This is a genomic window from Clostridium sp. 1001283B150225_161107_B6 (assembly GCF_015556325.1).
In the GTDB taxonomy this organism is placed as follows: Bacteria; Bacillota; Clostridia; order Lachnospirales; family Lachnospiraceae; genus Enterocloster.
Genome location: NZ_JADNMD010000010.1, coordinates 13,242 through 34,392, shown reverse-complemented (window position 1 = coordinate 34,392; position 21,151 = coordinate 13,242). Strand labels below are relative to the sequence as shown.

Sequence of the window (21,151 nt, the reverse complement as noted above, 5' to 3'; positions counted from 1 at the left end):
GTTTTTCCTCCTATGCCTTGTGTGTTTTTATTATATCAAAAAGCAAGTTGAAAGTCGAGAATCATTATAAAGGCACAAAAACTCCACAAACCAACACACCCTCCGGGAGTGTCGAGGGTAGAATAGCAAGCACTGCCTATGTCCGGACACATAGGCGAAATTCCCCATACTTCCCTACCGTCCGTATGATGAAATTACCATAGGGAAGTATCCCTAACCCTCTTTGATTTTCTTTCTGCTTTTTCCCTGCCAGTCCTTGAACATTTTCCGCAGATTTGCTATAATAATACATGGATAATTCTATCCAAAAACAACTGAACAGACACGAAACCAGACTGTTGTAAACCGAGCATTTTACAGCAGTTTTTTTGTACCCAAAAACAGGAAAGGAAGTATCAGAAATGGCAAACAGGACACGCACCAACCGGAATGAATTTCATTTAGACGATAAAGAGCAGTTTATCCTTGATGAGAAGTTTAAGCTGTCCGGCATGAAAAGCAAATCAGCTTTCCTCCGGAAACTTATCCTCTACGGATATGTCTATGATGTTGATTACAGTTTCCTCCGGGAGTACAACACAGAGCTTGGACGGATCAGCTCCAGCCTGAACCAGATTGCGAAAAGAATTAACAGTACAAACCATGTCTATCAGGAAGATATGGACGAAGTAAAGGAGTTGATGAAACAGGTATGGCATACACAAAAATCCATGCTATCACAGCAACCGTTGATAAAGCGGTAGCCTACATCTGTAACCCGGATAAGACTGATGAAAGCATCTACATTTCCTCTTATGCCTGTGCGCCGGAAACCGCAGCGATTGACTTCAAATATACCTTAGACCACTGCCGGGAAAACAGCCCGAATAAAGCCTATCATCTGATACAGGCTTTCGCTCCCGGAGAGGTCAGTTTTGAAGAAGCGCACCAGATAGGGAAAGAGCTTGCCGACAAAGTTTTAGAAGGGAAATATTCTTACGTTGTCACCACACATATTGATAAAGGTCACGTCCATAACCACATCATTTTTTGTGCTGCCGACAACCTTGAACATAACAAATACCACGACTGTAAACAGACCTATTACCGCATCCGAAAATTAAGCGATGAGCTGTGCAGCGAGCATAACCTTTCCGTCATTATCCCCGGCGGGGAGCGTGGCAAAAAATATAACGAATGGCAGTCAGACAAAAACGGTGCCGCATGGAAAACACAGATAAGAAAGGACATCAATGCTGCCATAAAATCATCCTCCACTTATGAGGAATTTCTACTCCTGATGCGGGCAAAAGGCTATGAAATAAAAGGGGAAAGTTCTGGGGAAGATGCGCCAAAATATATCTCATTCCGTCCGCTTGGAAAAGACCGTTTTGTACGTGGCAGTGTGAAGTCACTCGGCAGGGAATACACAAAAGAACGCATCAAAGAACGGATTGAATTGAAACGGGAGCGGAAAGCTGTTATCCCGAAAAAAGATTACGCAGGCAAAAGACTGGTTGACACCTCTGATGAAAAATTCCAGAACAGTCCGGGACTGCAAAGGTGGGCAGCGATTGAAAATTTAAAGATAGCTGCACAGGCTTACAACGAAGCCGGTTCTATTAAGGAACTGGAACAAAAAATAGCCACCATAGCCGCCACCGGGAAGGAAGCAAAACAGACTGTCCGTAAGTTAGAAAACCGCATCAAAGACCTTGCGGAAATCATCAAGTATGCAGAACAGTATAAGGCAAATAAATCCTATAACATCGCCTACAAAAAAGCTAAAAACCCCGATGCATATTTCCGTAAGCATGAGAGCCAGATCATTCTCTATGGCGGCGCAAGGCGTATGCTGGAGCAGGCGGGCATCAGTCTAAAAGGCTTGAACATTGACAAGCTGAAAGCTGAATATCAGGAGCTGACCGCACAGAAGAAAGAACTGGCTGCCACCTACAAAAACTGTGATAAGGAACTGAAAACGCTGAACCGGAAACTTGAAAATCTCAACCAGTATTTAGGGCGCTCAGAGCCGCTAAAAGACGCACCAAAAGAGCCAGACAGGAATAACACCCCTGCCCGGTAAAAAGGGCGGAGAATCGCCTGTTAAAAGCCAAAAAAAGCACTGTGGAAATGTGCATAACTCCCCATTCCGTCATGGACAACACCGTTCACAGGACATGGAAAAGCAAAATGCAGCTTTCCCACATCCTGCAAACAATGTTGCCCACAACTCCATGAGAAGGGGAGTTATACACATTACGCACAGTGCCGACGCCTGCTGAATCCCACCCTTTCCTTCCTGCCTTTTTATATGATTCGTAAAAATCTCTTGCAGGCAAGGCTCTTTTCCTGTAATATAGTCAACAAATCCGCAAAAAAATAGGAGTGCCGAAGCACCCCCACTTCCTAAACCCTCTTGCAAAATCTGCAGTGTTGGTTTATAATCATCATAGAAGCCGAAGGATTCTAGCACGTCCGACGGTTGTACAATCGGAAACGAGTAATCAATTTTAGAAAAACAAACGGATCACTGGCTATCCCCTATTCGCAGTAGAGGATAGCCTTTTCCGTTACTTGCGGTTGTGTTTATTGTCTATGTATGTCAAGGCTGCAAAAATCACCAGCACCAACGTAAGCACTTCTAACGTATTCATACCGACCTCCTTTCCGTTTCCAGAAAGGACAACCGCAGACTATCCCTACCTGCTCTAATCTGACTAAAAAGAATTATAGCACTTCCTGTCGAATAATGCTATAAAAGTTTCACGATAAATTATTCTGCCGCTTCCAGTTCAATCTCCGCAAATTCCTCATCGCTCATAGTTTCCAGTTTCCCTAAGACCTGCCCGGCAAGCTCCACCATTTCGCTGTCCTGTATGTGGGGAATCACATTCTTTATGTCGGCAATCATGCCCCTTCTGTCCTGCCCCTCAAACACACACATCAGATTGACTTCTTCCACTGTAAATTTATCCATAGCTCATATCTCCCTCTCTGATTTTTTCTCCGTCCCCTTTTCCGGAGCTTCTTTTCCTGACTTATCCCTCTGCTCGATGACTGCCTTTTTCTCCGCCAGTTTTTCCTTTATGGAAACCCTGCCCGCCTTGTGTTCTTTTTCCTCTTTTGGCTTCTCATTGTTCAGGACGTTATCAATCATGTTATAGTTACATTCTTCCAGTTCCTCAATCTTCGCAAGCGGCTTATACTCTGCCAGTTTGTCTAAAAGCTCCTTTGCCTTCCTTGCAGTCTGTACACCCTCACTATCATCAAGCTCCGTCCCTTTCCCGAATAAATCCGTTATGCCCTCCCTCATGCTGTCTGAAATCATGGCATTGAGGAAATCATTCAGATACTCCGTATTCCCGTTCCTGATGTCCTCTGCGATATTTGCTACCTGTGCTTCCCTGTCCTTCACCGTATCATTGTACTGATAAGTGTCATAGTCATAGGAAAGCTGGTCTATTTCTGCGGCAAGGAAAGCCGCCTGCCACTTTTCCAGTGAGCCAAGCACTTCAATATCCGGCAGCTTGTCGATCAGCTCCGCAATTACCGCTACCGCTTTGGGATTGTCTGTAATGTCCGGCACATAATCTAAAATCTCCAGATCGGCAGTCCTGCCCGACACAATATCCATCTGTGTGTCCTCATACGCTTCCGTTCCTTCCGTATGAATGTTGATGCCGATGCTCCGGATACCATTCATCCTCTCCGGCGGTATCTGGTTGAAAATTTCGATTGCTTCCTCCACGCTTGCTATATCCTCATGGTATTCTCCGAGGTTATGGAACTCCCCACACTCTGCCACTGTAAGGGTAATCACTGTCTGCTTTTCTTCCTGTGCCTGTTCTGTATTCCTCTCCTGCAGGGCAGCACGTCTTTCCGCAAGGTACGATTCTACCCCCGGAAGATACTGCCCAAGCGTCCCGGTCTTTCCTTCTGTGATAGGGTTGATGTCAACTTTCACGCCGCCAATGCTTAACCCGTCCTCATTAAATGTGTTAAACAGGAAATCCTCCGTTTCCCCGCCCCGGTATTCCACAACCACATCAAGGTCAGAATTGTCCTGTTCCAGACCTCTGCACCTGCTCCCGGACACCGCCACATCCACAAGCTCTATGTCCATATCATACTCGTCAATCTTGGACTGCAAATAGGCGTATATGGTAAGTTCTATATCCTCCTGTGTCTGCCCATTGATGCCATTCCATAATTCCTCTGTCCGGGCTTTAAAATCAGCTACAACCTTGCTTTCCGCCGCTTCCGGCACTTCATTTCTGATACGTTCCTCCAGATGCGCCATTTCCGCCTGCTCTGCCTTTTCCATCAATCCGTCATAATCAATCGGTATCAGTTCATCATCCGCCTGTATGTTGCCTTCCAAAGCGCTCCGGTGCGCCGGCTCTTTCAAATCCGCCACAATCTCATCAAGTGCCTGTCTGATTGTTATATCCGGATTGTCATACACCCCACCGTCCAATTTCCAGTAACCCATATCGTAAATTGTGTAGTCATACCCTTCACTGGCTTCCTGAATACTGATATAGCGGTCTGCCAACTGGAAAGCAAGCTCTGTTTCTTCCCTGCCACTGGCATCTATGTACGGATTCTTCCATTCCGTAAAAGGGATATTTTCAAGGATATGGTTTTGCTCCCCCTCTGGCATCAGATTTCCCATTTTCCCCTGTTCATAGAGAATATCAAACCTGTCCATATACATTGAAACATCATTTATGCCGCTGGTCTTTAGCTGAAACTCAAACAGTTCTTTTACTAAATCTTTTGTTTCCTCCGGCGTTCTCTCCCGGTAAACCTCTGCCCGGTCAAAACCGACCTCTTGATATAAAGTCTGCAAATCACTCTTGAACCGACTGTTTTCCACTTCATTCTGCGTAAATTCAAGCGGCACACAGTTCCGGTTATTTTTCACATGGAGAACATCAAATTCCTTTCCATTGATACCAAATCCAAATACTGCCTTTGTCATGCCTGTCTGATCAGAATCTTCCCTCTCCCGGCACTCCTTAAACTTTGTGATTGCTTCCACAAGACTGTCAAATCGCTCTACCTCGCCTTTTTCCGGATTACTGCCTACCCCTGCAGATAAATCCTCAATGACATAGTAGGTAAATTTATCCGCATCCGCTTCTTCCTGTATGCCGCTTTCTGCGGTATTTTCCGCCACTTCTGCCACATCCTCTATATCTGTATTTTTTTCTTCTCTGGTTTCTGAAAATACCGAAAGTTCTTTCGTAAACTCTGGTATCTCCCTGTAACCAACAGCATCCACATAATGGCTTGTATTCTCCCCGTCCTGATGCAGCACTACTATATCACTGACCGAAAGGGAATGTCCGGTAAAATCCACCGGACGGTCTATATTGAACCGGGTATAAATATCTTCAAGGCTCATGCCCTCCTTCAGCTCCCCGGTGTAGACCAGAGTGTAATTCTCTTTAGAAACCGGGATACCTTTCATCTCAAGATAGTCCATTGCCATAAAACGAAAATCCCTTGTTTCCTCCGTATCTTTAAGCTGATAGATACCAAACCTGCTCTCATTTCCATACAGAAGCCGCATTTCCGGGCTTGGTGCATCTTCCTCTAATCCCTGTTCCAGATAAGCACTCCAATCGTCCTGTTCCACGCCAAACAGACCGTCATGCCCCTGCACTGCGCCCCAATCTTCAGCAAGCGTTTCCGAACCGTCTGAATGGAGCAGATATACCTCCATACCTTCCTCAAACAGTTCTGATGCCCGCTCTTTTGTCAGCGGCAGCATTTCATTCCAAAGATAGCCATACTCGTGCATCTCCGATAAACCTACCATGCCATCCGGAAGGGCATCTATCTCCGCCTGTGCCACTTCCTTTGTTTCTAACAGCAGAGGTAAATCGTCTTTCTGCTCCGCAAGGGAATATGCAAGGGAAGTGGTTTTCTCCATATCATCCAGTTTAAACGCATGGTTCATAATCAGGTTGCGCTCGTCAGTGCCATATACCGACCTGTGGAACTCCATGAGGTTAATGAGCTGCTCTGCCCGCTGCATGATTGGAAGCTCCGAAGCAGCATGAATCTCCTTTTTGCCCATATCTACCTCAAAATCATAAAACTGCGGATAACCGTCATTTACCCCACCGCTTTTCATAATTGTTACACATTCAAAGCCTTTTTCTTTCAGATAGTCCGTAACACTCCCACCCCACTCATTTCCTTCGCCGGGCAGCATATCATATAAGGCATTTTCCACTTCTGACTGCATATTTATGATTTTAATGGTTTCATACTCCCCGTTTTCGGGCATGGCTATCCGGACAACAACATCGGCATATTCAATCGGCTTGTTAGCTCTCTCCCGTTCTTCCTGCAATGCCTTAAAATCGGTTATCTCATAAGTATCCGTATTGTAAGCGTAATCTAAGTGGTATTCCTCCACTTCCTCGCTCCGTTCATTCCCAAGCAGTGTTACCCACGCCCCGGCTCTTTCAAGGTAGGCTTCCACGCTCTGCCTGTCATCATCTTTCATATCATGCAGGGAATTAAAAAGCTCTGTCCGTTCCATGCCCCTAACGCTCAAAAGGTCATATTCTGAACGGTCTGTATTCGCCACAAGCAGAATGATGTCCTCCTGTGCCTGTTCTGCAGCACGTTCTTTATCAATCTCCAAAAGCTGTGCTTCAATCCCCTTTATCAGCTCCGAGGAAGTCCGGCGTATCGTATCAAGGGAAGATTTTAACTCCGGCATTTCCTTCCCGCTGCTCCACTCGGCGATATACCCAAAAGAATAGTCGGACGTGTCAATCCCGAAATGCTGGCAGACGGTATAGGCGATGCTCTCGGCTTCCACTTCCTTTGTTTCCCTGTCTTTGGCAATCCCTGTTTCCTGTTCAACCTCCTTTGCATGGAGTTTTGCGTGTGCTACCTCATGTACCCCGGTTTTTGCAGTCTGCGCTTCTCCCATGCCCTCCTTGATAGCGATAGGGTGGTTTAAATCAATAAAATAGCCTTTCCTGTCACCTTCCATGCCCTCATAGCGGATTGGTACAGGGGAAACCCTTGCAAGTGCTTCCATAAAATCCCGGTAACGCTCTACATTCCCTTGCAGCTCGCTCACGCCAAGTCCGGGAAGCTCTTTCCCGTCCGTCTGTGAATAGTCAAACACTGTGACAACCCGGAAAGCAGGTATCTTTATCTCCACTTCCTCCACAACGGGCATCCCGTCCCGGTCAAGCACAGGCTCATTCGTGACCGGATCAATCTTTTCCTGTTCCTCTTTGATTTTATAAGGCGAAGGCGCAAGGATACGGATACCCCTCTCGCCCCTGTTCACATGGCGCTCAAAATTCTTCTGCCATGCCTTATACCCGGCAACGTAGGTTGCGTCAGGACATTGCATCTCGATAAGCTGGATATTGTTTGCGCTGTAATTATGGAATTTTGACATGGTATTCAGATAGCTTTTGTACTTTTCCCCTTCAAATAATTCCTTCAAGCCTTCCTCCAGCCTGTCCGTTATCTCCTTCACTTTCTGTTTTTCAGTTCTCGCATCTGCCATACAGCTATTTCTCCTTTTCCTCCATAAAAACAGGAAGCAGATAGGTTTCCCTCTCTGCCCCCGTTCCGGATATTTTTATTTGCAGTTATTTTTATAAACATTCCTCTTTGCTTTTTGGCTTTGCCTTATCCTGCTCCGGCGCTTTCTTCTGCCCTGCCTTTTCTTTCATCTGCGACAGTTTATCCTTTACGGACACCCGCCCTCCTTTCTCCGCTTCCTTCCCGGCATCCAGACTGGAAGAAAGCCGATCCAGCTTTTCAAATGCCTTATCTATCCCGTCAATCTTCTTCCGAAGGTTCTCCACCGCCTTTTTTACAGGCTTATTGATTACCCTTGTCATGCCGACACCCGGCTTTTCATCCGATACCTCTTTCGTGCCTTTCCCGGCTAACAGCCTGCCCACGTTGGAAACGCTGTTCCCGATCTGCTTCAGTTCGTCCCCGATGCTGTCAATCTGGTTGGCTGTCTTTTCACAGTCCGTCATTACATCAACCAGACGCTCCCGGTAATCGGAAAGCATGGACTTCACGCCGGAAATTCCGGTCTGGAGAACCTTGCACATCTCCGCTTTCCCTTTTTCCTTAAAGGCGCTGACCGCCTGTTGCGCTGTTTCCACCAAATTGTTTCTTACCGATGACAGGCATTCCGAAAGGCTTGTGATTTTCTCCTGAAGGTGCGCCACTTTATCCATGAGCTTCTCTGTCACAGATTTTGGCTGGTTTTCCTGCATCTGCGAAAGCTGCTCCCGGACACCCTGTAATTCATCCACCATTGCGGTAAGCTGCATCTGCATACCCGCCACATACCAGAAAATCCCCATGAAATCCTGTGACTGTCCGTCCATATCCTGCTGGTTAAGCAGTTCTATAAGCTGTTTTAATGCCTCATTTTCTTCCATGACCTGTTTTGTGTTCTGTTCTGCTGTTTCCATTTTTGCAATCCTCCTTTAATTTACGCATAATAAAAGACAGTCTTTTCCTGACTGCCCTCTGCACAACTGCCATTTCAACTTATAACTTAATAATCAATGACCTCTTTATCCGGAAAAAGCTCAATGATTTCTTTTATTGCTGCCTGTACCTGCGGATTCCCGCTAAACTCCGGCATAAAGCTGATAAATCCTATATCAATCTCACTTCCGGAAAGTATGTCAGCCTGTGAATCTTCCAACTTGTTAGTCCCCACTACATGGAGATTGATACCAATGGAAGGGATACCGTTCATGCGTTCCGACGGTATCTGCTGATATAATCTGACCGCTTCCTCTAATGTCCTGATACCCTCATGATATTCTCCAAGATTGTGGTATTCCCCACACTCCGCCACTGTAAATGTTACAATCGTTTCTTCTGTTTTCTTTTTTCCCATTGTCAAATTCCTCCGCTTTCCCATTTTTATGCAACAAGATACTTGTCTGTATCTTCCGTCATGTACTGCCCAAGATATTTCTCCCGGTGCGGCATGATAATATGCAGATTTCCATGCACATTGATCCATTCTATAACAAACCAGAACCCAAGCCCTCTGTTATCCGGCTTCCAGATACCACTTTCGTCAAATGCCCCGCCACGCATCATATAATCTATGATTTCAGGATTAGACAGTTTCTCCGCAAGTTCCCACCTGTTCGGTGACTTTTCCCTATGACAGCCAAATCCACAATAAACGCACCCTGTTCTATTGCATCCAGTAGTTTCAAATACAGGCTTCCCCGTATCAAAAATCCCCAAATCCATTGAATTTTCCTGTGCCTGCCCTTTTCCACAATCTGCCACTACTTCCCCATATACATCCGCAATGGGTATATGGTTATGGTAGATATATTCCAGCACATCCTGTTCTGTCCAGAACGACATAGGATTGCTGATAGGGCTTTTCATGTTAAAACCATTACAGCCACTTTTCAGCCAGTTTGTAGTCCTTAACCTGCTTTCACTCGCCATCTGCGCTGTCATTGGCATTTTCCCTGTCTTTTTTGCATAATTGTGCATAGGCGCTTTTTTCATAATCGAACAGCAGTGGTCTGATATTTCAAAAGGAGCTTCCAAAAAGAATTTATATCTTTCTTTATTGTACATCTTGGAATATTCTGATGTTTCCACCCCATTTTCTTTGTGCGGATATTTCCCCTGCAGGATAAGGTAGCGGACAGGCATTTTTATATCCGAACTTGGTATTTCACCCCGGCTCAGGCTTTTGTACGCTGTATTTTCCCTATCCTCCCGGCGGTCTATCCCTATCAGATCCGCTATATAGCTATAATTGGGAATTATTCCCCCACTGTCTGCACCTTTTTCCTGTTCTATCAGTTTTTCCACATATCTCCTTGCGCCATATACACAGCCTGCCACTTCTTTTCCTATCATTGGATAGCCGTATTTTATAATAATCTGCCGGAAATTCATTTTAGGTCTGATGATTTCAACATTGTCATGCTGTTTCACAAATTCCCTCACTTCCGGATATTCAAGTCCTGTATCCACATATACAGCCCCTATTTTCGGGTACATTTTCCTTGCAATATCCAATAAAACTGTACTGTCCTTGCCCCCGCTGAAACTGATATAAACGCCATCATCCCCATAATAGTCCACCCATTCCCGGATACGGTATTCTGTCATCCGTATTTTAGCGGAAAGCGGAAGTGACTGCATCTGGTATAAATCACTGATTGTATGCTTGTTCATGTTGTCCTCCTGTCTGTAAAATGGGAACAGGCAGCTTTTTATGGCTGCCTGTTCTAAATGTTATAAAGTTTCTTCTTTTCCCTTGCTTTTCTGAATCTCCGGCTTTTCCGGCATTTTCTGTCCATAAGCCTTCTGCCGCATCTCGGCAAGTTTTTCTTTTACGGAAATGCGCCCTCTCGGACTGTCTGATAACATCTGCCCTTTCCCATGCTCCGCTACTTTTTCCGATACCGCCCGGTTAATCTGCGGCTTAAAAGGCGCATCCGCCACAGCTTCCGCATCATGCCCCATTTCCTCTGTATCCATTTCCTCCTGTTCCCCGTCATTCCCCGGTTCATCGTCCATATCAATCCCATCGCCGCCCTTTTCATCCATGTTCAACAGGGCATTTAATTCCGTCAGGCGTTCCAGTTTCTCCGCAAGCTCCGCTTCCTGCGGGAATGGCTTTGTAACCTCCACTTTTGCGGTTTCAAGCTGATGCTCCACGTTTTCCAGTTTCTGCGCCACTTCTTCCATTCTCTTACCCATGCCCTCTAAGGCGTTGCTTAACCTCTGCAAATTCCCTAACGGATCAGCGCCGATTTCCACCTCATGACTGATGCTGCCTTTCAAATTGACCGTAAACTTGGAAAAGAACGAATCATAGGAAACACTCATTTTGAATCCCTGATATTCCCCGATTGTGACCGCCATATTCGGCTGTTTTGCGCTCCGGCACATATCAATCAGTGCTGCCCCGGCTTCTTTTTTGTCCGTATATACCCGGTTCCCGATTTTTATAGAAAAGGTATCTTTATCCGGGAACTTATTCTGTGTATAGGTCTGAATATCGGCACGATACCCCGCAAGGCGTTCTTTCATGGAAGCAATCTGTATCGGGTAATGCTTCACGATATTGTCCTCCAAACGGTACTTCTGGCTGGTATGGTTCGCCTTTAACAGTTTTAGCTTCGATACCTGAATATCTAAATCCATCTTTTCCTTAATATAGGGATTACCGGTTGCAAGAGCCTTCACCTCCGCATAAGTGAGCGCCGCTTCGTCTATGTCCTCACAGCTCCGCACCGGAGATTTGCTCGTCATAATCTGCCCGATAAATTTCTGCTTATTTTCAATGAGCTGCCAACTGTACGAATCGAATGTGCCTTCCGTCACATACCGGAAAATCTTTACCTTGTCATTCATGTTGCCCTGCCTTAAAATCCTGCCTTCCTGCTGCTCAATGTCGGAAGGACGCCAAGGCACATCAAGGTGGTGCAAAGCGATAAGCCGATCCTGCACATTGGTTCCGGCTCCCATTTTTGCGGTTGAGCCTAATAAAAAACGAACCTGCCCGCTCCTTACTTTTGCGAACAGCTCCGCTTTCCTTGTTTCCGTATTGGCATCATGGATAAAGGCGATTTCATTCTCCGGCACTCCCTTCGCCATGAGCTTATCCCTGATGTCCTCATATACATTAAATGTACCATCTCCTTTCGGTATAGATAAATCACAGAAGATAAGCTGCGCCGACTTCTGCTCTTTGGTCTGCTCCCATATTTCAAACGCCTTCTCCACACAGGTTGTAGCTTTGGAATTTTCTTCATCCGGGAGCATAGCATTTATAAGCCGCTGGTCTAACGCCAGCTTTCTTCCATCGTTGGTTATCTTGAGCATATTGTCGATGTTCGGCTGCACTTTCCTATCCCTGACCGCTTCCGCCCTGTCTGCAAGGGAATGTACCATGTCCTGTTGGTATTCGCTCGGCTTTAACACAATATTTTCATAATCCGCTTCCGGCACAGGCAGCTTTAACATATCCGGTGTCTGAATGTCGGCGCTCTCTTTAAACAGTGCAATCAGCTCCGGCAAGTTGAAAAACTTAGCAAACCTTGTTTTCGCCCGGTAGCCTGTACCTTCCGGCGCAAGCTCTATGGCTGTCTGCGTTTCCCCGAACGATGCCGCCCAACTGTCGAAATGCCCCAAACCTAAACGCTGCAAGGTATTGTACTGGAGATAGCGCATATTCGTGTATAACTCTGTCATGCTGTTAGAAATTGGCGTACCTGTTGCAAATGTGATGCCCTTCCCTCCGGTCAGTTCATCCATATACTGGCATTTTGCGAACATATCAGAAGATTTCTGTGCTTCCGACTGTGCGATGCCCGCCACATTCCGCATTTTTGTGTATAAAAAGAGATTCTTATAGTTATGGCTTTCATCTACAAACAGCTTATCTACGCCCAACTGTTCAAAGGTCACTACATTATCTTTCCGGCTTGCATCATTTAAGCGGCTCAACCTCGTATTCAGCGATTTTTTTGTTTTCTCCATCTGCTTAATGGAGTAACGCTCCCCATTCTCTGCTTTCAAGGCTTCGATTGCCATTTCAATCTCTGCTATCTGCCTTTCAATCATCGCCATCTGTCTTTCAGTGGAAAGCGGGATTTTCTCAAATTGACTGTGACCGATAATCACAGCATCATAATCGCCTGTTGCAATCCTTGAACAAAATTTTTTCCGGTTCGCCGGTTCAAAGTCTTTCTTCGTGGCAGCTAAAATATTAGCACCCGGATACAGGCGCAGGAAATCGCTTGCCCACTGTTCTGTCAAATGGTTCGGCACAACAAATAAGCTCTTTTGGCACAGTCCTAACCGCTTGCTCTCCATTGCTGCAGCAATCATTTCAAAGGTCTTTCCTGCCCCTACACAGTGGGCAAGCAGCGTATTATCCCCGTATAGCTGATGCGCCACAGCGTTAAGCTGGTGCGGTCTTAGTATGATGTCCGGTGTCATGCCGGGGAATTTTAAGTGTGAACCGTCATATTCCCTCGGTCTGGTGGAATTGAAAAGCTCGTTATACTTTGCACATAAGTCCTGCCTGCGCTCCGGATCACGAAATACCCAATCCTTAAAGGCTTCCCGTATCGCTTCCTGTTTCTGGCTTGCAAGCATGGTTTCCTTTTTATTGAGAACTCTCTTTTCTTTCCCGTCCTCCGTCACCACATCAAAAATACGGGTGTCACGAAGGTTCAGGGAATCTTCCAAAATCCTGTAAGCATTTGCCCGGCTTGTGCCATAGGTCATGTTGACAAGGGCATTTCCCCTGTCCGCATTTTTCCCCTTCACGTTCCACTGCCCGGTCACATTGGAATACTGTACGCCCATTGCCTTACGGTCAAACAGGTATTCCGGCGTTTCAAAGGTTTCACGCATGAAATCCTCAATATATTTTGTGGAAATCCATGTTGCGCCGATCCGCACCTCAATCTCCGATGCGTCAAGCTCCTTCGGCTGTACGCCCTCCAATGAAGTTACGTTAATGGCATATTCCGGGTGGTTCTCCGCAAAGGTTCTTGCCACTGACAGCTTCTCCCGCACATTCCCGCTTAAATACTCGTCTGCGGTTTCCCATTCTTCTGTCACCGGGTTCTGGAAGATTACCCCCGCAAGCTCCTTTGTAATTTCTTCCTCACTTTTACCCGCAAGCTGTGACATATAAGCTAAGTCCACACCCGCCTTTTCACTCAGCGATACCGCCAGCGCTTCACTGGCTGTGTCCACGCTTGTCACAACCTCCTGCTTTTTAATGGTTCGCTTCGTGAACATATCCGCCTTGCCGATGAAGTTCCCCTCATCGTCCAGTCTTTCAAGGGAGCATAACAGGCAGTAACTGGAATCCTGATTGAACGCCCTTTTATTGGTTTGTGAGCTGATAAGACCGAATTTCTTGGAGAAATCATCGTATAGCTGGTTTAACTCCGTCTGCTTGTTTTGAATCATATCTTCCGGGTATTCTTCCAACTGGAAATTTATCAGCTCCTGTGTGCAGTCCCGGATTGCCACCATGCCCTTAATCCTCTGCTCTGCCTTTTCCGACACGTCCACAGGCTTCATAATGGAATTTTCCCGGTAATATACGGTATCGTCCACCACCGTATAGCTGTAATTCTTCACGTCCGGATCGGCGGGTATGTTCTCCTTTGCCAGTTCATCGTCAATTTCGTTAAAATCCGCCTGCTCGATGCTGCCCTCCACATGGGAAAGCGCATTTTTAAGCTGTGCCGACAAGGGAAGGGAAGCGTCCGGCAGGCAGGCGCTTTCCATGCCATGCGCCCCGGAAACCATCTCCATTTTTCCCAATACCATCTCCGGGTGGTCTGAAAAATACTGGTTCATCACAATACCGTCTTTTTCCGTCAGATGCACCCAGTCCGGCTCTATATCCATTACCCGGTCACGCTTCTTTAAAAACAGAATATCCGAAGTGACCTCCGTACCCGCATTTTCCTTAAAGGCTGTATTCGGGAGCCTGACTGCCCCCAAAAGTTCCGCCCGCTGTGCAAGGTATTTCCGCACTTCCGGGTTTTTCTTATCCATTGTCCCCTTTGAAGTGACGAAAGCGACAATGCCGCCCGGTCTGACCTTATCCAGTGTCTTTGCAAAAAAATAGTCATGGATAAGGAAATTGTGCTTGTCATACTGCCTGTCAGACACTTTATACTGTCCGAAAGGCACATTTCCCACCGCAACATCAAAAAAGTCATTGGGATAACTGGTATTCTCAAAGCCTGTTATTTTAATATCCGCATGAGGGTAAAGCTGTTTTGCAATCCGCCCGGTCAACCCGTCAAGCTCCGCCCCGTACAGCCTGCTTTCCTTCATCCCCTCCGGCAGACAGCCATAGAAATTCCCTATCCCTGCGGCGGGATCTAACACGTTCCCTCTGGTAAATCCCATTTTCCCCACTGCGTCATAGATTGCCTGAATAATCACAGGGCTTGTATAATGGGCATTTAATGTGCTTTCCCTTGCGGAAGCGTATTCCTCCGGGGATAACAGGCTCTTTAATTCCTGATATTCATTCGCCCAATTCGCTTTGGAAGAATCAAAAGCATCGGCAAGACCGCCCCACCCTACATATTTTGCTAAAATCTCCTGTTCTTCCGGTGTGGCGGTACGGTGTTCGCCCTCAATCTTTTCAAGGGTGCGTATGGCTTCTATATTCTGGCGGAATTTCTCTTTCGGCGCAAACCCTTTCCCGGTGTTTTCGGCTTCATTAAAAGAAATATGATAATTTACTGCTCCAGACTTATCAATCTCCGGCTCTTTTTCTGATGCTTTTTCCGATTCTTCCTCTGATTCCCCTGCCAGTGCTTCCACGTCACCCATGACCTGCCTGATAAACGGATCGTTCTCTAAGGCGTTTTCATCTACAAGCTGTCCGTCCACAATGCCTGCTTTTTCCAAATGCTCCCGGACTGCCTGTGCATCAATGTCTGGGAAATCATCTTCTTTTCCAGAAACCTCCTTTGTTCCTGAAACTGTTTCTGTATCCGGTAAATCCTCTGTTGATAAATCTTTTCCTTGTAAATCTCCGTTGAGTTTACCGCAGAAAATATCCGCTTCCTCTATCGCAGTAAATGTAGGCACTGTGCCATCGCCCGCCACATAATAATCCTGCGTTTCGTTATCCCATATCGCATAAGGCTCTGTAAAGGCATCTGTTGTTTCTGTAACAGTAAAGCGTTCTGCTGTTTCCTGCTCCGGTTCTTCAGATAAACTTTCCGGCTCTGTTCTTGAAATTTTCTCCGCAGCTTTTTCTTCCCTCTGCTGTGCCGGCTCATTCTCATAACGTGCCGCATATTTCTGTGCTTCCTTCAGCAGAGCGTCCATCTCCACCGCTTTTTCTGTATTGCCGCTTAATGACTGCATCAGGACATAATCGGCGGCTTCTAAAAACAAAGCATCATAAACCGCTTTTCCCTCTAACCGCCTGTCGGCATCCTCAATGGCAACCTCCCCGGTATCCTCATTCCAGCCGACCACATCTTTCATGGACAGCGCACCGCAGATTTTTACCACAGCAGACATCTCCGCAAGCCTTTCAATCAGTGCTTTCTCACTGTCACTGATTTTGTTTTCCGGTTCAGGATTTTGTGCCTTTTCCCCGGAAGTTCCTACTTCCCGTTCTGGTACAGCCGCCTTCTCCGGCTCCCTGTCACGCTCTATGTACCGTCTTGCCTGATTGGTAAAACCGTCCAGTACAGCCGGGTGGGAAGTGACGATATAATCTCTTGTCTGCCAGTCAGCGGAAGGCACAAGACTTTTTGCCCATTCCTTATTGTTCGGTGAAAACCGCCCGTCATGGGATAAATGCGTGATTGTGTTAGCAAGGACAAGCTCTACACGCTCCTTCCCGTACTGCCTGATAACGCCCTCGGCGGTATCCCTCGGAAGTGTATAACCGTCAAATTTTTCCGCAATTGCCTGTTCTATGGCATTTTTGCACTCTACCCGGATACCATGCTCCAGCTTTTCCTGTTCCCGGCGCATGGCTTCCTCCGCCTGCTCTTTTTTATACTGTGCATAGGCTTCCTTGCCCTTTGGCGAAAGGTATTTATCCGCTTTTACAAGCTCCCTGATGCGTTTCTCCACCACATTCCACTTCAAAAGGACTTTTGCGTATGGGTTTCCATAACCGCCCTTTTCCAAACGGATACCCTTTGCGTCATGGTCTTCATGCCCTTTATCGCTCCCGATCAGTGCGTGGGAACTGCCGCCTGTGCCATATTCATTTTTAAGGAACGCAATATTATCTTTTTTATCATGCCCCTCCATGAAATACTCATAAATCCGGAAATGCCCATGATGAAAGCCGCTGCCCCCTGTCAGCCGGGTGTCTATCTCGTCCTGTGTGATAAAATCCTCATTCCGCACCTCCACACTGTCCTGTGCCGGATATTCTCTTTTTTCCACACTTAAATCTGCAATCTCTGAAAGCAAATGCTCCGGTCTTTTCACATATCGCCACTTTATCTGCTTTTCCCCGGCTTCAAGCTGTTCTTTCGCTTTGGAAAGCTCCCCGGAAACAATATCCCGCCCTTCCTGCGTGGATAAAAGCTCACAAAGGTTCGTGATGCTTTCCGGGTGGTTATAATTCTTTATGGGTATGTTCTCCGGCACTTCCCCGATACCGTCCCGGAAGAAATTGAACAGGTCATTTGACACCCTCTGCCGCTCCACTGCGTCCACAAGGAACACTTCATTAGCGCCCATATAAGTGCCATTCTCCACCATAGACCGAACAATGCCCTCCACTTCCTGCCAGTCCATCACCGCAACCGGGTTTTCCTTTGCAGACATCCCGTAGCCGATGCTCATGCCGGATTCACTGAACCAGACAGAAATAGGATTGTTCCCAAAATCAAAACCTTTCCCGGTAGTCCGGTATTCGTTTTTCAAAAACTCCGCCATTTCCTCCGGCGTCTTGCCCTGCTGGTACTTGGCATAAATGCGGCTTCTGTTATTATCCCGTCCGCCGCCTGTACGCAAAATGGCTTCAAGCTGTTCTTTGGGCAGGGAAAAAGCGGCGGGCATGATGTATTTCTCTCCTGCCTGCGCCGCTTCAATCGTGCCGATCTGCTCCTCGATACTTGGGAAAAGACTAAGCTGTTGGTAAACTTCCGTTTCCTTTGGCTCTGGTTCCTCCCACTGCGGTATCTGCCCCTCTTTCAGATATTCGCCTTTCTCCATGTAAAAGGCGATGCTGTCCCTCACAGTTTCCCATGATACAACTGCTTCTGCTTTCCGGTTCAGATATGTTCCGCTCCAAAGCGTCATGCCGTTTTCATCTGCCCTGTACCCGGCTCTTTCCTCCCCAACATAAAACTCTGTATATTCTCCATGCCTGTAGCTGTTTTTAATATATTCCGTCTGCTTATCCTTATCCGGCTCAAAAAGCATTACTCCGGCAATATCCGGGCATTTATGCTCCATAAACTCATCAAACTGCAAAATGCCTTTTTCTATCTCTGCCCAATGCCTATTAATGATTTCCTCCCCGGACAAAGAAAAGCCGGATAATGTGTTTTCTTCATTACCCGGCTCTGACAGTTCCCTATTTTCAGTTATTTCTTCCTCATTTACAGGCTGTATATCAGCTCTTTCAGCACGATTTCCTCCGCTGAGTGCCTGATGTTGTTCATCATCCCCACCCATTTCATCTGATTGGTGGCTTTCAGTTCCTCCGTCACGCCCTCCGCTTTCGCCATCTGCGCTGTCAGCAATTCCATCCTCTGTTCTGCCTGTTCCTGAATAGTCAGAAGATGCTCTTTCAGCTTCCCTTTCAGCAGAAGTCCGGTGTAGATTCCCTTCTTGTGTTCCTGCAAGTAATTCTTCCTCATCAGTCCGTACTTCGTCAGCGTCCCCTCCGGCTGCTCGTCCATCTGTAACATCGGTATCAGATAATCCCCGTTTTTCTCGTAGGTCAGATTCATCATTATTTCCCCTTTCCCCGGCATTTCCGGTCTGTGTGGTAGATTGTACGTCTTGCGTTTCACTTTCACGCTTTAAAGCATTATAGCGTGTGTCAGCGGTATTTGCAAGTCCTTTTTCAACTAAATTTTTCGATGCTTCATTTCTGGCATACGCTCTGTCATACGCCCCGATTGCCTTCCCGATTTCCATAAGGACAGGCTTGGATAAATCGGATATGCTGTCCCCAATATGCGACAGGGTTTCCACCGTATTAAATTCATGGATATAAGGGAACTGGATTTCCTCTGCCAGCTCCGCATCATCCATGCCGCACCGCTTTAAGACCATGTAAGCGATACTGTCTGCCAGCGTTTCCCGGACACGCACAGCAACATTCAGTTCGTCCAGTTCCTCCAGAAAACTTCCCTCTTTCAGATATTCCATATCCGAAGCAAGCTCCCCATAACAATCCTGTGCAATCCGGGCAGCAATCTCCCTGATCCTGTCCGTAAACCCGGCTTCTTTGTTGGTATCCCCGTAAATCCCTTCCAGACGGTCAAGCACCGCTTCCTGATGTTCCTCTTTCATTTCCCATAGCTGCGGGAAACGCCCGATACGCCTTGCCTTATGCACGTCCGATATGTCAAAGACATACCGCAGTCCGGTGTAAGGACTTCCTTCTTCATCAATCAGGGCAATACCCTTTGCCCCTTTGTTTACCCAACAGTGCATTTTGTCATTCCATATCTCTATGGAAGCGCAGGCTGTGGCATCCGGTCTTTGGGCATAGATAAGGAGCTGGTCTTTGAACGGGTATTTGTAGAGCCTTGATGCTGTGTTCAGATATTTCTTCCAGCTTTCTTCATTCCTCGCCACTTCCTTTGACGTTTCTGCGGAAAGTGCGGAAATTAAGTCATATTTTCTCATGGTAAACCTCCATTTCCTGTTTATTGTTTTTGGGCAATAAAAAAGGCGGCTATGGTTCGTTCATAAGCCATTGCCACCAGTGACGGTAAACTTTATTCAATTCTTATCTGCTCCTTTCCTCAATTTCAAATAAGAAAAGCACCTAAGATTCCTCCTAAGTGCATTTCTGTCTTATCTCCATTTCCTAAAAAATCTTATGAATTATACGCTTTATTGCATCGTGTGAAATGCCCGTATTATCCAAAATCATAACATATATCATACATCTAGCTAATTGATATGTATAAGCGTGAATATCATCTAAGTCCTTCGGGTGTCCATGTCCTATTTCATTTCTCATCTTGGAAAATGTCTGACCTAAATTGATATTTCCCTCAAGACTGATTTTCATTCGTAATGCTAACATTTTCTTATAATCATTTAGAACATCTGCGTATTTCTTTAATACATTATTGAATTGTTCTTCTAAAGAGAAATCAATTTTATCAAGATCATCTAATAATTTTTTCGCATATTTTACAATTTTGTCCTTCTTTTTTCTCGATGTCTGTTGCTCTTTTAATTCTTCTGCATCACTTTGAAAGCGGTTTTTAATGTATTCCAATAATTCCTCTCTTAAATCATCACTTTCATCCTGATGAACTAATTTACATGATTCATTTATTACAACATCATTTGCCAACTGTTTTATTTGCTGGAACTCTGTATTAGTTTCTGTTTTTGTTTCCTGTGTACGGTCATATTCTCCTTCAAAACTTAAAGCACATTCCAAAAAACTCGTATGGCTTACTTCCTTATATTCCCTATCATTATCTGGAACAAACAACTCATCCGAAGTATCCCTTTGACGCCTTTCTGCAATGTATTGAAAAAGTTCTCCGAATTTATCACCAATATCTCTTGTAAGGATTGTATTTCTATCTATATTTGTATACTCCCCTCTATCTATCGTTCTGAAATGAACAATCCCCGTTTTTTCAAATTTTTTCTCTATATTTTTCTTATATATCTTAATTTCATCAAATTTAATATTTCGGCGGAAACTCAAAAATTTCATAAAATCAAATACCCATAAATAACAATCCGGTATTATTTCAATTCCAGCCGATTCTTTAAAATCAATATAAAATCGTGGTGTACAAGTACCTATATTACGTTCTCCCCACCTATCATTGTAATAAATAGTATAATCAATTCCTACCTCACACCAAATTCCATTAACCTTTGCCGAATATCTTGTATTTATTTCATTCCAATATCGAGGCTCTTTTGCATATAAGCGCTCATTCCAATCTACCCCGTCCTTAATTGGCTTCATCACATTAGCACTACCACCCGCAAATATATCTATTGGTTTTCCAGTAAACATAATTCTGTCAAATATAGAAAGATCGTCTGGAGGATTATTACTGCTTGAGTAAATGTATCCTTTACATGAAATACTTCGTCCATTATATATACATCCAAACATTTTAAAATTACGATTGTTAAAAAGATACCCCTCAACAATATCCTTTTCTATTATTTCATTCTGCAAACGAAAAAAATGTTCTTCATCTACTATAACTTTAAAATTCTCATGGTTCTCTGAAATAAAACGAATTTCGCTTTCCTCAAGACCATTCAAAAATCCTTCTAACATATATCCTCCCATACTTACTATATCTGTTTTTAACTAGCATATCATAGGAATTATATCATTCTATCAGTTGTAACTCAATTTTTTCTTGTAATTTCTCACATTATAGTTGCAGGATACTTTATG

General features: G+C 45.4%; 10 protein-coding genes. 2 read left to right on the top strand and 8 right to left on the bottom strand.

Annotation, left to right across the window (positions count from 1 at the left end):
- Positions 1 to 401 precede the first annotated feature (401 nt).
- Together mobC and I2H39_RS20265 are read left to right on the top strand one after the other, a co-directional pair.
- Complete coding sequence (mobC, locus tag I2H39_RS20270; RefSeq protein ID WP_073282792.1) at positions 402 to 743, top strand: plasmid mobilization relaxosome protein MobC; 342 nt, start codon at positions 402 to 404, stop codon at positions 741 to 743.
- A complete protein-coding gene (locus I2H39_RS20265) occupies positions 692 to 2,065 on the top strand; it encodes a relaxase/mobilization nuclease domain-containing protein (protein ID WP_195627390.1) in 1,374 nt (457 codons plus the stop codon). Before mobC ends, I2H39_RS20265 begins: the two co-directional genes overlap by 52 nt.
- A 690-nt stretch (positions 2,066 to 2,755) precedes the next feature.
- On the opposite strand, the gene I2H39_RS20260 is transcribed toward I2H39_RS20265, so the two are convergent.
- The 8 genes from I2H39_RS20260 to I2H39_RS20230 form a co-directional block, all read right to left on the bottom strand.
- The gene (locus I2H39_RS20260; protein WP_195627389.1) at positions 2,756 to 2,959 is read right to left on the bottom strand and encodes a transposon-transfer assisting family protein; all 204 of its coding nucleotides are present in this window, start codon (positions 2,957 to 2,959) and stop codon (positions 2,756 to 2,758) included.
- A gap of 3 nt (positions 2,960 to 2,962) precedes the next feature.
- Positions 2,963 to 7,534, bottom strand: a complete 4,572-nt coding sequence (locus tag I2H39_RS20255; protein WP_195627388.1) for a YodL domain-containing protein — start codon at positions 7,532 to 7,534, stop codon at positions 2,963 to 2,965.
- A gap of 91 nt (positions 7,535 to 7,625) precedes the next feature.
- Entirely contained in the window at positions 7,626 to 8,465 is an 840-nt protein-coding gene (locus I2H39_RS20250) for a DUF6674 family protein (protein ID WP_195627387.1), read from the bottom strand.
- 86 nt (positions 8,466 to 8,551) lie between these two features.
- The gene (locus I2H39_RS20245; protein WP_195627386.1) at positions 8,552 to 8,902 is read right to left on the bottom strand and encodes a hypothetical protein; all 351 of its coding nucleotides are present in this window, start codon (positions 8,900 to 8,902) and stop codon (positions 8,552 to 8,554) included.
- A gap of 26 nt (positions 8,903 to 8,928) precedes the next feature.
- Positions 8,929 to 10,155, bottom strand: a complete 1,227-nt coding sequence (locus I2H39_RS20240) for a phosphoadenosine phosphosulfate reductase family protein (RefSeq protein ID WP_240305703.1) — start codon at positions 10,153 to 10,155, stop codon at positions 8,929 to 8,931.
- Between the two features lie 126 nt (positions 10,156 to 10,281).
- Positions 10,282 to 16,821: a DUF3849 domain-containing protein gene (locus I2H39_RS20235; RefSeq protein ID WP_347708599.1), complete on the bottom strand. Its 6,540-nt coding sequence runs from the start codon at positions 16,819 to 16,821 to the stop codon at positions 10,282 to 10,284.
- A gap of 1,304 nt (positions 16,822 to 18,125) precedes the next feature.
- On the bottom strand, positions 18,126 to 18,428 hold the full coding sequence (locus tag I2H39_RS29305) for a TnpV protein (RefSeq protein WP_319638392.1): 303 nt from the start codon (positions 18,426 to 18,428) through the stop codon (positions 18,126 to 18,128).
- A gap of 1,142 nt (positions 18,429 to 19,570) precedes the next feature.
- Complete coding sequence (locus I2H39_RS20230) at positions 19,571 to 21,028, bottom strand: hypothetical protein (RefSeq protein ID WP_195627383.1); 1,458 nt, start codon at positions 21,026 to 21,028, stop codon at positions 19,571 to 19,573.
- Positions 21,029 to 21,151 lie beyond the last annotated feature (123 nt).

What these genes read in the sequence shown, in the direction of transcription:
- mobC (WP_073282792.1), top strand. Translation starts at nt 402, where the DNA reads ATGGCAAACAGGACACGCACCAACCGGAATGAATTTCATTTAGACGAT.
- I2H39_RS20265 (WP_195627390.1), top strand. Translation starts at nt 692, where the DNA reads ATGGCATACACAAAAATCCATGCTATCACAGCAACCGTTGATAAAGCG.
- I2H39_RS20260 (WP_195627389.1), bottom strand. Translation starts at nt 2,959, where the DNA reads ATGGATAAATTTACAGTGGAAGAAGTCAATCTGATGTGTGTGTTTGAG.
- I2H39_RS20255 (WP_195627388.1), bottom strand. Translation starts at nt 7,534, where the DNA reads ATGGCAGATGCGAGAACTGAAAAACAGAAAGTGAAGGAGATAACGGAC.
- I2H39_RS20250 (WP_195627387.1), bottom strand. Translation starts at nt 8,465, where the DNA reads ATGGAAACAGCAGAACAGAACACAAAACAGGTCATGGAAGAAAATGAG.
- I2H39_RS20245 (WP_195627386.1), bottom strand. Translation starts at nt 8,902, where the DNA reads ATGGGAAAAAAGAAAACAGAAGAAACGATTGTAACATTTACAGTGGCG.
- I2H39_RS20240 (WP_240305703.1), bottom strand. Translation starts at nt 10,155, where the DNA reads ATGACAGAATACCGTATCCGGGAATGGGTGGACTATTATGGGGATGAT.
- I2H39_RS20235 (WP_347708599.1), bottom strand. Translation starts at nt 16,821, where the DNA reads ATGGAGGGGCATGATAAAAAAGATAATATTGCGTTCCTTAAAAATGAA.
- I2H39_RS29305 (WP_319638392.1), bottom strand. Translation starts at nt 18,428, where the DNA reads ATGGACGAGCAGCCGGAGGGGACGCTGACGAAGTACGGACTGATGAGG.
- I2H39_RS20230 (WP_195627383.1), bottom strand. Translation starts at nt 21,028, where the DNA reads ATGTTAGAAGGATTTTTGAATGGTCTTGAGGAAAGCGAAATTCGTTTT.